General features: G+C 53.9%; 13 protein-coding genes and 2 tRNA genes. 6 read left to right on the forward strand and 9 right to left on the reverse strand.

Going from position 1 to position 12192, the window contains the following annotated elements; translation table 11 throughout:
• Positions 1-71: 71 nt before the first annotated feature.
• Entirely contained in the window at positions 72-1457 is a 1386-nt protein-coding gene (locus ACP5H1_RS00260) for an FAD-dependent oxidoreductase (RefSeq protein ID WP_427970740.1), read from the reverse strand.
• Between the two features lie 77 nt (positions 1458-1534).
• Positions 1535-1855, reverse strand: coding sequence for a hypothetical protein (locus ACP5H1_RS00265; RefSeq protein ID WP_427970496.1), 321 nt, complete (start codon positions 1853-1855; stop codon positions 1535-1537).
• A gap of 83 nt (positions 1856-1938) precedes the next feature.
• Between ACP5H1_RS00265 and ACP5H1_RS00270 the strand changes: the two genes are divergently transcribed.
• A complete protein-coding gene (locus ACP5H1_RS00270) occupies positions 1939-2769 on the forward strand; it encodes a D-aminoacyl-tRNA deacylase (RefSeq protein WP_427970498.1) in 831 nt (276 codons plus the stop codon).
• Between the two features lie 5 nt (positions 2770-2774).
• Here ACP5H1_RS00270 and ACP5H1_RS00275 read toward each other — a convergent pair.
• Both ACP5H1_RS00275 and ACP5H1_RS00280 read right to left on the reverse strand, forming a co-directional pair.
• Positions 2775-2866: transfer RNA gene (locus tag ACP5H1_RS00275), tRNA-Gln, on the reverse strand.
• 154 nt (positions 2867-3020) lie between these two features.
• Positions 3021-5039 carry a 3-hydroxyacyl-CoA dehydrogenase/enoyl-CoA hydratase family protein gene (locus ACP5H1_RS00280; RefSeq protein WP_427970742.1) on the reverse strand — a complete coding sequence of 673 codons (2019 nt, stop codon included), beginning with the start codon at positions 5037-5039 and terminating at the stop codon, positions 3021-3023.
• Positions 5040-5152: 113 nt separating this feature from the next.
• On the opposite strand from ACP5H1_RS00280, the gene ACP5H1_RS00285 reads away from it, so the two are divergent.
• A complete protein-coding gene (locus ACP5H1_RS00285; protein WP_427970500.1) occupies positions 5153-5419 on the forward strand; it encodes a hypothetical protein in 267 nt (88 codons plus the stop codon).
• Positions 5420-5486: 67 nt separating this feature from the next.
• Here ACP5H1_RS00285 and ACP5H1_RS00290 read toward each other — a convergent pair whose 3' ends face one another.
• From ACP5H1_RS00290 to ACP5H1_RS00300, 3 genes are all read right to left on the reverse strand, one after another.
• Positions 5487-5672: a chromatin protein Cren7 gene (locus tag ACP5H1_RS00290; RefSeq protein ID WP_013266950.1), complete on the reverse strand. Its 186-nt coding sequence runs from the start codon at positions 5670-5672 to the stop codon at positions 5487-5489.
• Positions 5673-5766: 94 nt separating this feature from the next.
• Positions 5767-6438 (reverse strand): hypothetical protein, encoded by a 672-nt coding sequence (locus ACP5H1_RS00295; RefSeq protein WP_427970502.1) that lies wholly within the window; start codon positions 6436-6438, stop codon positions 5767-5769.
• A 136-nt stretch (positions 6439-6574) separates the two neighbouring features.
• A tRNA-Lys gene (locus tag ACP5H1_RS00300) sits at positions 6575-6677 on the reverse strand.
• Positions 6678-6815: 138 nt separating this feature from the next.
• Here ACP5H1_RS00300 and ACP5H1_RS00305 point away from each other — a divergent pair.
• Genes ACP5H1_RS00305 through hmgA form a run of 4 tightly spaced genes read left to right on the forward strand, consistent with a single transcriptional unit; the run spans position 6816 to position 10691 of the window.
• Entirely contained in the window at positions 6816-7871 is a 1056-nt protein-coding gene (locus ACP5H1_RS00305; RefSeq protein ID WP_427970504.1) for a hydroxymethylglutaryl-CoA synthase, read from the forward strand.
• A gap of 10 nt (positions 7872-7881) precedes the next feature.
• Positions 7882-9027 (forward strand): thiolase family protein, encoded by a 1146-nt coding sequence (locus ACP5H1_RS00310; RefSeq protein ID WP_427970506.1) that lies wholly within the window; start codon positions 7882-7884, stop codon positions 9025-9027.
• Position 9028: 1 nt separating this feature from the next.
• A complete protein-coding gene (locus tag ACP5H1_RS00315) occupies positions 9029-9448 on the forward strand; it encodes a Zn-ribbon domain-containing OB-fold protein (protein ID WP_427970508.1) in 420 nt (139 codons plus the stop codon).
• Entirely contained in the window at positions 9441-10691 is a 1251-nt protein-coding gene (gene hmgA, locus ACP5H1_RS00320; protein ID WP_427970510.1) for a hydroxymethylglutaryl-CoA reductase (NADPH), read from the forward strand. Before ACP5H1_RS00315 ends, hmgA begins: the two co-directional genes overlap by 8 nt.
• On the opposite strand, the gene ACP5H1_RS00325 is transcribed toward hmgA, so the two are convergent.
• Positions 10688-11575, reverse strand: coding sequence for an NAD(P)-dependent oxidoreductase (locus ACP5H1_RS00325; RefSeq protein ID WP_427970744.1), 888 nt, complete (start codon positions 11573-11575; stop codon positions 10688-10690). The two genes, hmgA and ACP5H1_RS00325, sit on opposite strands and share 4 nt — an antisense overlap.
• Positions 11576-11626: 51 nt before the next feature.
• Positions 11627-12136 (reverse strand): hypothetical protein, encoded by a 510-nt coding sequence (locus tag ACP5H1_RS00330; protein ID WP_427970512.1) that lies wholly within the window; start codon positions 12134-12136, stop codon positions 11627-11629.
• Positions 12137-12192: the final 56 nt, after the last annotated feature.

The following is a 12192-nucleotide window of genomic DNA, read 5'->3' on the forward strand; positions in this document are numbered from 1 at the left end:
AGCAGACAACGGCAGTAAAAGCTCCTGTTAAGTCTACCGCAACCAAGGAATATCCTAACCCACGCGATGTTTTACCAGGGCCTCTCGCCGAAGGTCCTCATGAGAAGCCTGGCCGCTATTACCAAGGGATCCCACGCGGGCGATAGCAGGGGCTGATAACCATAATCTGCGTTAAACAGATCCCACACACTGCCTCCTCTGGTCAGCAGCGAGGCCACTACATTTATCCTCCAGAAGGCGCTCTCGTCAAAGCCCACGGCCTGTGCACCAAGCAGCCTTCCAGTCTTCTCGTCGGCAACAACCTTAAGCGATATCTTGCTGCCCCCTGGTATGTAGTGGGCCTTTGTGCCGGCTTCCAGGGACACCTCCACTGGCTTAAAGCCGGCCTTGGAGGCTTCAGAGGCGCTTAAGCCCGTCCTCGCCGCTACGACGTCGAATGCCTTAAAGGCGGAGGTGCCAACGCTTCCAAGGAAGACCGAGTCCATACCTCCAAGATTGCTGCCAGTGACGTGCCCCATCTTGTTAGCTATCTGGGCAAACGGCCTCCAGACTAGCTGCCCAGTTACAAGATCCTTATGTTCAGTTACATCACCGGCCGCGTAGACATCAGGATTGCTGGTGAGGGTCCTCTCATCAACTATGACGCCGCCGCTCTGGCCGAGCTTAAGGCCTAGCTGCTTGGCCAGCTCGTTGTTAGGCTCTATGCCAACACCCACGACAAACGTATCGCCCTGGTAAGTGCCCTTGCTCGTGACGACCTCTGTGGCCATGTTATTTGCTATATTGAATCTCTCGACGGCCGCGCCAGTTACCACCTCCACGCCCTTGGACCTTATGCTGTCCTCTACTATCTTGGCCAGCTCAGGGTCAAGCATCCTTGGGGCCACCTGTCCCATGGCCTCTATTATTGTAACTTTAAGCCCCAGCTTGGCCAAGTTGTCGGCCATCTCTAGGCCTACATAGCCAGCGCCTACAACTACAGCCCTCTTGCCAGGCCCTAGGGACCTTGCGTAGTCCCTTATCTGTTGGCCTGACTCCATGTGCACTATATAGAACACGTTCCTGGCCCCCTTTATCTCGGGCCAAAGCTTAGGCGCCTTGGACCTAGCGCCTGTGGCTAGAACAAGCTTGTCCCACTCAAGGCTTTCCTTAGTCCCCGTGCTGTTATCTACATATGTAAGCTTCTTAGAGTCGGGGTCGACCTCAATAACCGTTTTGTTGAGTCTAAGATCTATCCCCCTCTTAGTAAACTCGCTTGGAGGATAATACAGGAGCTCATCGAGATCCTTAACCTCACCGCCAACTAGGTAGGGCAGCCCACAGAACGCAAAACTTACCCACCTGCTGGAGTCTATAACTATCACTTCGTTTGAAGGCTTAAGCCTTTTGGCCCTCGAAGCCGCCGACATTCCAGCGGCCCCAGAACCTATAATCACTATTCTGCTCAAGGCATTCACCAAGTAATTTATATTAAGGGCTAGGATTTAAAGTGGCATACTTAGAACATCCTTACCCCGTGGGGCTCCTTAAAGGTTTACTCCTGAGAGAGCAGGACGCCGCCGCCTGTCGACTTGCCTATCTCAAGAATCAACCCAGAGATAGCGACTAGCTCGCTGGGCTCGCCCTCCGCAGTCACTGTTATGGAGCTATGAGACCTCAAAGGTTCTCCTATACCCTCAGGAAGGAGTGCGAGTGCTTTAACAAAGGTGCCTCTGCACGAGGCCACAATCCATGAGGGGCCAACTGTCATTGCGCAGTTGGCTCTCTCTAAGTCCCTCCTTATGGCCTCAAGTCCCCTAATGATTAGGCTAGGATCCTCATATATTATGTTAAAAGTAACCTTTGACGTGCCCATTAGCGGTTCCCGCCCAACGTAGTAGGCTATGGGAAAACCTTATTTTATGCTGTACGGTTTCCTCATCTAAGAAGGCGCCGCGCATGCTCTCAGTCGTGTTCTCACTTAGGGACCCTGTGGGCGTCAGGGCATCGGAAATTTTGATAAACCTCATCAATGCTAAGCCTACATCGTGTCCTGCAGCCTCCATTTGTTATAAGGCTGAGAACGCGGTGATAGCGGGCTTTGATGCCGATCAGACGGAGTTCGAGTTCCTTGACAAGACACCCGAGCCCAGCGCAGACGCTGCAATAGTCCTATCAAGGCACGAATCGGAGAGCGGTAAGAAGTCACTCACGGTGCATTTCACAGGAAACCCTACAGCTAAGGCCCTGTTTGGGGGCAGGCCGGCCGAGCTTTCCTTCGCGCCGGCCCATCTGGCTAAGCCTCTTCTGCAGAGGTACTACTATCATGCCAGGGAGCTAGGCCTGCTGGAGGTTTATGCTATATCTCTTGAGGCGACTCATCATGGCCCCACCACTAACAGGAAGCCGCTCGTCTTTATAGAAATCGGCAGCACGACTAAAGAGTGGAACGACGAGCTGGCCCTAAAGGCCATGGCTAACGCTGTGGCAGACGTTTTGCAGTCCTCTAACGCGCTTCAGGAGTGCAGCCCAGTCCTAGGGCTTGGTTCCACCCACTACCCAGCAAGGTTCACGGAGCTCGAGCTCTCGTCAGAGGTTTGCATGGGCCACATACTTTCAAAGCACGTCCTAGGCGAGCTGGCCCCTGGAGCCCTGAGACAGGCCGTGGAGAAGTCTCTTCCTAACGGCGCCCGCTCTGCCCTGATCGAAAAGAAGGGGGCCAGCTCATCCATAAGAAAAGCGTTAATAGATGAGCTCAACTCCATGAACGTCAAAGCACAGCTTATATGAAAAGCTGGTAGCCGGGCGGGGATTCGAACCCCGGTCACGGGGGCTCCTCCCTTTGAGGTCCAAGGCCCCGCATCCTGGGCCGCTAGACGACCCGGCTGCCTCACCCGGCCATCCAAATAGATGCGCGGCCTCCTTTTAAACGAAATGCCAGCCCAGTATCGAGGCGTGACTACTAAAAGTAAAAGGTAGGCTTTGTCTCAAGTAAACAACCCCATTAAAATATAGTTTTATGTCATAGTTTTAATGGGAGCTCACTCCCCTTTAAATGATGGCTTCCTCTTTTCCAGAAACGCCGAAACACCTTCAACGACATCTTTAGTGCTGAAAAGCAGGCCGAAGAGCTGAGACTCGAGAGCCAGGCCAGCCCATATGTTAGATTCAAGGCCCATTTCTACGGCCAGCTTGGCGGCCAGCAGAGCTAACGGGGGCTTCTCAGCAAGCTTAAGCGCGAGGCTCCTGGCCTCCTGTTCTAGTCTTTCTGGCGGCACCACGTAGTCCACTAACCCCAGTTCCTTGGCATCCTTGGCGGACACCATGTCGCCTGTGAATATCAGTAGTTTTGCCGAGCTCCTTCCAATCAGCCTGGGAAGCCTCTGGGTTCCGCCCGCGCCAGGTATGAAGCCTAAGTTTATCTCAGGCTGGCCAAGCATTGCAGTCTCCGCAGCTATCCTTATGTCCCCGCTCATTGCTATCTCGAGGCCGCCTCCCAGGGCATAACCGTTTATGGCTACGATTATGGGCTTCGTGTAGTATTCCATCTTAAGCGTGAGCTCCTGGAACTTCCTTGAGAATATGGCGGCCTGTATGGGAGTTATCCCTGCGAAGCCGGTTATGTCGGCCCCGGCGCTGAATGCCTTGCCTGAACCTGTTAATATGATCACTCTGACGTCTGGGTTCTGCTCTATTTCATCGAGAGTCTGGGACAGCTCGTTAATCATGTCAACATTAATTGCGTTCAGCTTGTTTGGCCTGTTGAGTATTATCCACGCTATGGGCTTCTCGTACCTTACTATAAGGGTGCTCTTGGCCACCTCCTCGTAGTGGCCATACTCGTAGAAGCCCTTGCCGGTCTTGACTCCCAGGGTCCCCTGGGAGACCATCTGCGTGAGCAGGGGCTCGGGGGAGTACTCAGGGCCTATGTCCTGCTTCAGCTGGCTAAGCGTGGCAACTATGGAATCTATGCCGTACTGGTCGGCCAGCTCAAAGACGCCCTTAGGCCACCCAAGCCCCAGCTTGACGGCCTTGTCTATGTCTTCTTTAGTAGCTATGCCGTTTTCAAGCAGCCAGGCGGCCTCATTCACAGCGCCGGCTATGAGCGTCACTGGATCCACCTTGCCTGCCAGGTCCTTAGGTATCTGAGGCCTCACGTAGGCCCCAGGCTTAGGGTACTCGTAGAAGCCCTTGCCGGTCTTCATGCCAAGAGTGTTAGCCTTATACATCTGTTCGAAGAGCGGGCATGGGGTCTGCCTGAACCCCCTCTGGGTCATAGCTACAGCTATCAGGTAGAAGACATCTATGCCGCTGTAGTCCGCCAGCTCAAAGGCCCCCATCGGGAATCCCAGTGAGAACCTGACCGTTGAGTCGACCTCCAGCACTGAGGCCCTGCCCTTAGCCACCAGCCAGCAGGCAGTGTTGAGGAACCTTGCCAGTATCCTGTTAACTATAAAGCCCGGCACGTCCTTATTGACAACCACCGGCTGCTTCCCTATCCTCTTAGCAAGGTCCACGACGCTTTGGACTACGTCATCAGAGGTCCTCTCCCCCTTTATGACCTCTATTAGTGGCATCAACGGTGGCGGGTTGAAGAAGTGCATGCCTACTACCAGCTCCGGCGACGATGTAACCGATGCTATCTCAGTTATGGGCAGGCTGCTGGTATTGGTGGCCATTATAATCTTACCCTTCCTGTGCTGATCTACAAACCTGAATAACGCCTGCTTCGCGTCAAGCTTCTCGGTTATAGCCTCTATCATCATGTCTGCCTGCGAGGCGGCGGCAGCCAAGTCATTACTGAAACTCCCGTCGGGATTGACGCTTATAACAGCTGTTATTCTTGACATCACGGAGTCTACGCTTTCCTTTAGCTGCCCCTTCTCGGCCAACTTCGAGAGGCTCCACCTAATTTTGTCCATTGCTGAGTCAAGTATCTGCCTATTTACATCCGCCAAGAAAACGTTGTAACCCGCTATAGCAAAGACTTCAGCTATTCCATGACCCATCGTGCCAGCTCCAACAACCAGAACTTGCTTCACGTCATTCGCTGAGACCATCAAGTGTCCCTGACAGCTAGTTTAAACCCTAATATTAAATGGGTTAAATTTAGGGACACATATAACAAAAAGGTTATAAGGCTGCTTAAATCTGAGCCCCTAGGTGAACCTAAATGAGCGAGTACCTCTCTCAGGTCAGAGAGATGCTCTCTAAGGATGCCGGCAAGTACAACATAAAGGTCGAGAACAAGGGTAAGAACGCCCTCTCGATAACTCGCGAGGGCTCTGAGCTCATGAGCATTCGTGACGCCGACGACAACGTGGAGCTGACGTTCAGGGGGCAGAAGTACACCTACGATAAGTGGTATACAAAGCCGCAACACCTTGTCCAGGTAATAATAAATGTTCTAAACGCCAACACGCAGCAGAATAACGCATAAAGAACAGAGCCGAGAACAAAAGAAAAAGTTTTATTAACTTCTGCATTTGTCCCTAACGTCCAGCCAGTTACTTGGCTGGGTAGTCGTCAGGGACCTTAGCCCTGAAGAACTTGCCGCTCTCAGGGCTCTTGAAGAGGCCTATCTTGACGCCCTTCCTGGTCTTAGGTGCCAGGGTCCAGACCTTTATGGGCGAGAGCTCTACCTCCTTGCCCGTGGTTGGATCCTTTACCTTTACAGCCGGGAGCTTGGACATCTACCACGCACCTCCCTTAGTCTCGTGCTGTATTGTTTTCAACCTAAGCTATTAAGTGTTATTGGAGCAATTTAAAATAAATTAAGGAGCTATGCTAAAGAACTTTAAAAGTATTATTAAAGGTTTCCTTTAATAATAGTGGGACATCTGTCGTGATGCGCCTGTTAGTCGCCTGAGTTCTAGGGCAGTGAACCACTAGAAAATCTTGAGGAGAAGCGATAAAAAGAACAACAGAGTCGCAACGCCCAGCGACAAGTCTAATATACAAGTCTAATATCTTGGCTAGGTTTGCGGGCACCCTAGAGGCCAGCGTCCCTATGGCTGGCATGACTAGCGAGGAGGCGGCGGAGAACGCTAATAAGATGAACACGCCTTCATAAGTTCCTGAGGCTATTGCCATAACTAGCACCAGCAGCTTCGACGGAGTTACCGCTAACGCTCCCTGGGCCAGACCGCTTCCACCAGCTGGTATCTCTACTTCTTTGTCCATCAATGATGAGTAGAGCAGTATCACCACAAATATTATAGCAACTACATACCCTGTTATCTCAATAATGCTTATGAAGCCCAGCCTCAGGCCAGCCTCTATAACAGCAAGAGCTAAGGGAATTGAGAGCAGAAGAAACCCGACCCCGTGAAGCGCGCCAAAGTAGAGCATGTCCCTGCGGGATCTCATCAACCTCATAGTAACTATGTGATCGGGCTCCGCAGCGTGCTCCGCTCCCATAGCTACTGCTATTGCCACCTCTTCCCAATAGCTGTACACTAAGCCCCCTCCCTGCTATGACCCCTCTTAAAAAGTGCCAGCTCTTACGAGAATCTCATCACCCCAAAGTGTTTTGAAACGTTGCGGACCGAGGCCTAAAGTAAATGTTACAAAGTCAAGGAGCCCTTCAGGGCTGTGGCGGGCCCGCCGGGATTCGAACCCGGGACTTCCGCCCGCGGCTAGGCGTCGCGGCCTACGGGTTAAGAGCCCGCCGCTCTACCTGGCTGAGCTACGGGCCCACAGCCAGGAGGCATAGAGCAAGGAGACCCGCTTAAGAATCTTTATGAGAAAGCCTGTTTAGACAACTGTCTATAGAGCTACTGTCAAGTGTCTATATGCTTTTTAACCCGTAGGGCAAGGGTCCCACGGTGCTATTCGTGTCAGGACCTAGAGCGGGCATACATGGCTGGGGGGCCTACATCCCAGCCTATAGGCTTCCCATGAGCGAGATAGCGAGGATCTGGGGCTGGCACCCAGAGCAGTATAAGGGGCTGGCCATGGAGGAGAAGGCCGTTGCTGGCCCCGACGAAGACTCCACTACCATGGGTTATGAGGCTGCCAGGAACGCCATAGCTAGGGCTCAGATAAAATCCAGTGAAATACAGTCCGTATTCTTTGGAACTGAGTCCAAACCATACGCCGTTAAGCCAAGCGCGACCATAATTGCCGAGGCCCTTGGCATAACTCCATATACTATGGCAAGCGACCTCGAGTTCGCCTGCAGGGCTGCAAGTGAGGGCATGAGGGCCCTGCAAGGGATGGTTGCCTCAGGCCTCATAAAGTATGGCCTTGTTATTGGCAGCGACACCGCGCAGGCAAATCCAGGTGACGTGCTGGAGTTCACAGCTGCGAGCGGTGCCGCGGCCTTTGTTATAGGCCCCGAGAGGGGCTCAGCTGCCATAATTGAGGACTCCGTCACCTTCGTGACAGACACCCCCGACTTCTGGAGGAGAGCCCAGGAGCCTTACCCCCTTCACGGCGAGGGCTTCACAGGCGAACCGGCCTACTTCTATCACATAGAGAATGCCGTTAAGGCGCTCTTCGAGAGGACCAGCCTGAGGCCCAGCGACTTCAAATATGCTATATTTCACCAGCCCAACGGCAAGTTCCCAGTTAAGGTTGGCACCGACCTGGGCTTCACTATGGATCAGCTCAAGGAAGGCCTGGTGACGCCTATGATAGGGAACACCTACAATGCCAGCGCGCTTCTAGGCCTTGCAAAGGTACTCGATAAAGCCAAGCCGGGGGACAGGATACTCCTGGCGCCCTTTGGTAGTGGCGCCGGCAGCGACGCGTATTCCATAGTGGTCACGGACTCTATCGAGGAGAGGAAGGCCCTGGCACCCACTGTTGAACAGTATCTTGCGCGCAAGGTGGTGATTGACTATGGCTTCTACTCAAAGAGCAGGGGCATCATCTTTACAATTAAGTAGGGGTGAGACCATGGCCTCGTACATAGAAGGCGCTGGAATGGTAAAGGTTGAGAGACATTATGAGAAGAACCTCTATCAGCTGGCCGCGGAGGCAGCCTTCAACGCCATTGACCAGGCCGGGGGCGCCTCAGGAATAGACTACATAGTTGTGTCTAACGCGCTCAGTAGCGTGCAGGACGAGCAGCTTGACCTTGGAGGCTACCTCGCCGTAAGTTTAGGGCTCAGGGGCGTCAGAGCCGTGAAGGTGGAGGCTGGAGAAGCCTCAGGTCTAGCTGCCGTCGCCGTGGCGCACTCCCTAATAGAGTCCAACATAGCTGACAAAGTTTTAGTCGTGGGCGTTGAAAAGGTTACGGAGTTCCAGAGCTCAAAGACTTACAGGCATCTGCAAATGGTGTTTGACGCCAACAGTAGGTCCTTCTATAACGTGGGCTTCGCTGCCGACGCGGCCATGCTTACTAGAATTTACACAGACACTTACAACGTCGACCGTGATCTGCTGTCCTACTGGCCCGCGTTAATGCATAATAATGCCAAGGAGAACCCATATGCAATGCTTAACTTCGCCATAAAGCCGGAGAGGGTGTCCAAGTCGCAGATTATGGCAGACCCCATAACTCTGCTCGACAGCTACCCCTTAGGCGATGGTGCAGCGGCCCTGGTGCTCTCCAGCAAGGACTCGTCCAAGAGCCCACTGGCCAAAATAACTGCCGTTGAGTCGGCCACGGGCCTTGGATCCCTTGAGCTAGCTGACGACCCGCTCATAATAGACAGTCTAGCCGAGGCCTACAGGAGGCTTCAGAACATCACATCAACTGACGGCGTCGACGTTATAGAACTCCACGACTCGTTTACGATAATGGGGCTGCTTACCCTCGAAACCATAGGATTATCGCCCCGCGGCAAGGCCGCAGAGCTAGTTGCCAACGGCAGGTTCTCCGCGGGTGGCGAGGGGCCAGTGGTGAACCCCAGCGGAGGCCTCAAGGCTAGGGGGCACCCCATAGGTGCTACCGGCGTCTACCAGGTGGCCGAGGTAGCCCTGCAGGTCGCTGGCAAGTTCCCAGGACTGCAGGTGAGGGGGGCAAGGAAGGGACTGGCAGTCTCAATCAATGGCGTGGGCTCCAACTCTTATGTTGCGCTTGTGGAGGGGGTGGAGTGAGATGTCCATGGATCTCTCAGTTCCTAGGTACTGGAGGATGAAGCTCTCCCTTTACAGGCTCCAGGGAGCCAAGTGCAGGGCCTGCGGCCGCGTGCACTTCCCTCCGAGGCAGGCGTGCCCATACTGCGGCAGCCGCGACCTAGAGCTCGTGGACCTGCCAAAGAGGGGCAGGCTAATTTCATACACCACGGTCTATACTATTCCTGAGGGCGCCAAAGAGTACTCACCGGTGTACGTGGGGCTAATAGACCTTGGAGTCACTAAGGTAGTGGCTGAGCTAACCGACGTCACTGATCCCTCAAAGCTCAAGAAAGGCCTAGAGGTTGAGGCCGTGCTGAGGAGAACCAGGGTAGACAGGGAAGCGGGACTAATATACTATGCGCTGAAGTTCAGGCCCTCCATGGGTGTACCTGATGTCTAACGGGGAGCTGAGCTCCAAAGTTGAAGAGGCCCTTTCTAAGCTTGAGTCCGGGGAGCTCAGCCTCAGCAGGCTTGACTCCTTTCTTGGCAACCCTAACTTAGCGGCCCTCGTCAGAAGGCTGTTCCTTGAAAGGAGGTACAACGTGAGGCTGACCTCCATAGCGTCAACAGTTATAGACTTCGTGGGGGTTGTTGGACATAATATAGAGAACCCCATAGGCGCGGCCCAGATACCTCTTGGCGTTGTTGGACCCCTCAAAGTTCAGGGAGACTACGCCAGAGGGGAATTCTATGTACCTATGGCCACCACCGAGGGGGCGCTCGTTGCAGGAGTTAACAGAGGTGTCAAGGCAATAACTATGAGCGGAGGAGCCAGGTCGAAGGTTTTATATGATGGAATGACAAGAGCGCCCATAATATGGACTCCGAGCGTAGTCGAAGCCCAGTCCCTGGCGTCCTGGATAAAGGGCAACATAGACGCCTTAAGGGAGGAGGTTAAGAAAGTCACCCGCCATGGCGAGCTCGTTGATGTGCAGACTTACATCGTAGGTAACATCCTGTGGCCGAGGTTCGTGTTCAGGACAGGTGACGCCATGGGTATGAACATCGCAACCATTGCATCTGACTTGCTCTGCAGCTATATAGATGAGCACTACAAGGGTGAGCATCGCTGCCTCAGCGTTAGTGGCAACCTGTGCAGTGATAAGAAGCCAAGCAGCATAAACAGGCTTTTGGGAAGAGGCAAGTACGTGGTCTCAGAGGCCATAGTCAAGGGCGACGTGCTCAGGGACCTCATGAGGACTACGCCAGAGGGCGTGGACCTCATAAACAAATCAAAGAACCTCCTTGGCAACGCAGTGGCCGGAAGCCCCAGCTTTAATGGCCATGTTGCCAACATAATAGCGGCGATATTCATAGCCACGGGCCAAGACGTGGCACAAGTCGTTGAGAGCAGCACGGCATACACTTGGACCGAGGTCAGAGGCGACGACCTCTACATATCGGTTACACTTCCCAGCCTTGAGGTAGGCACTGTTGGCGGCGGCACCTGGCTTCCAACCCAGCGGGAGGCCCTGGAGCTCTTGGGAGTGGCCGGCGGTGGGAACCCCCCGGGAGTAAACGCGCTTAAGCTGGCGGAAATAGTCGCGGCCGTAGCCTTGGCCGGTGAGCTCAACCTCTTGGCTTCCCAAGTCGCTGGGGAGCTCGCAAAAGCGCATGAAAGGCTAGGAAGGGGCCGCGGCTAACGTTGTTGGGAGAGCTTTCTGTAGAACTCGGCTATCGCTGAGACGTCAAAGTCCCCTAGCCCTAGCCCCTCGGACATCCTAAACATATTGGATGCTAAGGATGTCAGGGGCACTGGCACGCCCAGCTTCTGAGCCTCCCTGATCATGATCTCGGTGTCCTTCCTCATATGCTTAAGGGCAAACTGCACGCTGTAATCAGAGTTCAGCATCTTGGGCACCTTAAGCGAGCTGCTGGGGGACCTGGTGCCGCTGATGTTAAGAAATAGGTCTATTATCTGGTCTGGCGAGAGCCCAGCCCTCGAGGCGAAGTTTATTGCCTCCGCGAGGCCGTTCATAAATATGGCAAATATCATGTTTCCGGCCAACTTCATGTAAAGCCCCATGCCGTTAGGTCCCACGTAAACTACCCTGCCACTGGTGGCGCTCAGTATAGGCTCAACCTCCGCATAGCGATCCTTCGGCCCTCCTACAAGAACGGTGATCCTCTTCTGCTCAACGTCTACAGACGTGCCCATCATGGGCGCATCAAACATTACCCCTCCGACGTCACTAACCTCTTTAGCTAATGAGACGCTGGTGGTGGGGGATATGGTTGACATATCTATGAGCACCTTACCTCTGAGGTGGGGCAGCAGGCCGCTGACCACGGCACCTACAGCATTATCGTCGGAGAGCACGGTAATTATGTAGTCCACCCTATCTGCGAGATCCGACGGCGTCGCGAACACCTCGACCTGGGGATACGACCTGCGAAAGTCCTCGGCCCTGGCCCTTGTCCTGTTGTAAACTCCAGCGAGGAGGCCAGCCTTGGCCAGGTTAGCTGCTACCCTATAACCCATAACACCTAGGCCTATGACGCCTACCCTAGCCATCCTTAACCCCATGCGTCGCTGGCCCATAGTAATAAAATGTTTATCCTAGTAAAGCCTCAAGGCCTAGCACTTAATGCCCTGGGAACGGGCGCATTGGCTTAGGGAACCCGCTAAGGTCTTCACCTTTGGCAGAAGCTTCCTTATGGCCTGGAGGATCAACTGGGAGTCCTTAGCGAGCTGCTCCTGGGTGAGCTGACCGCTTATTGAAGAGCTCCAGAGCCTGGCCCTGTAGGAAGTCTGATCTATTTGGACGCTGAAGTTCTTCGTGCTCACAAGGAATGTGTCGGATCCCCTGACTATTGATAGAGCGTTGCTGCCTACCTTCCATATCTTAAGCAGGCCGGCGTCATTCATGTAGAAAGCCTCGCCACAGCTGGCGGAACAGAGAGAGGCCCCATTAAGCTGAGTGCAGCCTCCCTTGGCCGACGCCAGGCACTCCACATATCTTGCCACCTGGTCCACAGCGCTGTTAAGTTCCATGATTTCAGATATCATAGAGGACACTTGCAGTGACGCGGCCCCTTTCCTGGACGTCCTCGATATCTCTTCAAGTTTGCTGAGCGGGGAGCTCAATATTTACACCTTGCACTGGGTAGTGCTGACTCACTTTTAAAGTCTACCAGGGAAGC

The sequence above is a fragment of the Acidilobus sp. genome, from assembly GCF_049973875.1.
Lineage (GTDB): Archaea > Thermoproteota > Thermoprotei_A > Sulfolobales > Acidilobaceae > Acidilobus.

Coding starts and splice junctions, on each gene's coding strand:
- ACP5H1_RS00325 (WP_427970744.1), bottom strand. CDS start 11,575: ATGGGGTTAAGGATGGCTAGGGTAGGCGTCATAGGCCTAGGTGTTATG.
- ACP5H1_RS00270 (WP_427970498.1), top strand. CDS start 1,939: ATGCTCTCAGTCGTGTTCTCACTTAGGGACCCTGTGGGCGTCAGGGCA.
- ACP5H1_RS00280 (WP_427970742.1), bottom strand. CDS start 5,039: ATGGTCTCAGCGAATGACGTGAAGCAAGTTCTGGTTGTTGGAGCTGGC.
- ACP5H1_RS00285 (WP_427970500.1), top strand. CDS start 5,153: ATGAGCGAGTACCTCTCTCAGGTCAGAGAGATGCTCTCTAAGGATGCC.
- ACP5H1_RS00265 (WP_427970496.1), bottom strand. CDS start 1,855: ATGGGCACGTCAAAGGTTACTTTTAACATAATATATGAGGATCCTAGC.
- hmgA (WP_427970510.1), top strand. CDS start 9,441: ATGTCTAACGGGGAGCTGAGCTCCAAAGTTGAAGAGGCCCTTTCTAAG.
- ACP5H1_RS00310 (WP_427970506.1), top strand. CDS start 7,882: ATGGCCTCGTACATAGAAGGCGCTGGAATGGTAAAGGTTGAGAGACAT.
- ACP5H1_RS00315 (WP_427970508.1), top strand. CDS start 9,029: ATGTCCATGGATCTCTCAGTTCCTAGGTACTGGAGGATGAAGCTCTCC.
- ACP5H1_RS00290 (WP_013266950.1), bottom strand. CDS start 5,672: ATGTCCAAGCTCCCGGCTGTAAAGGTAAAGGATCCAACCACGGGCAAG.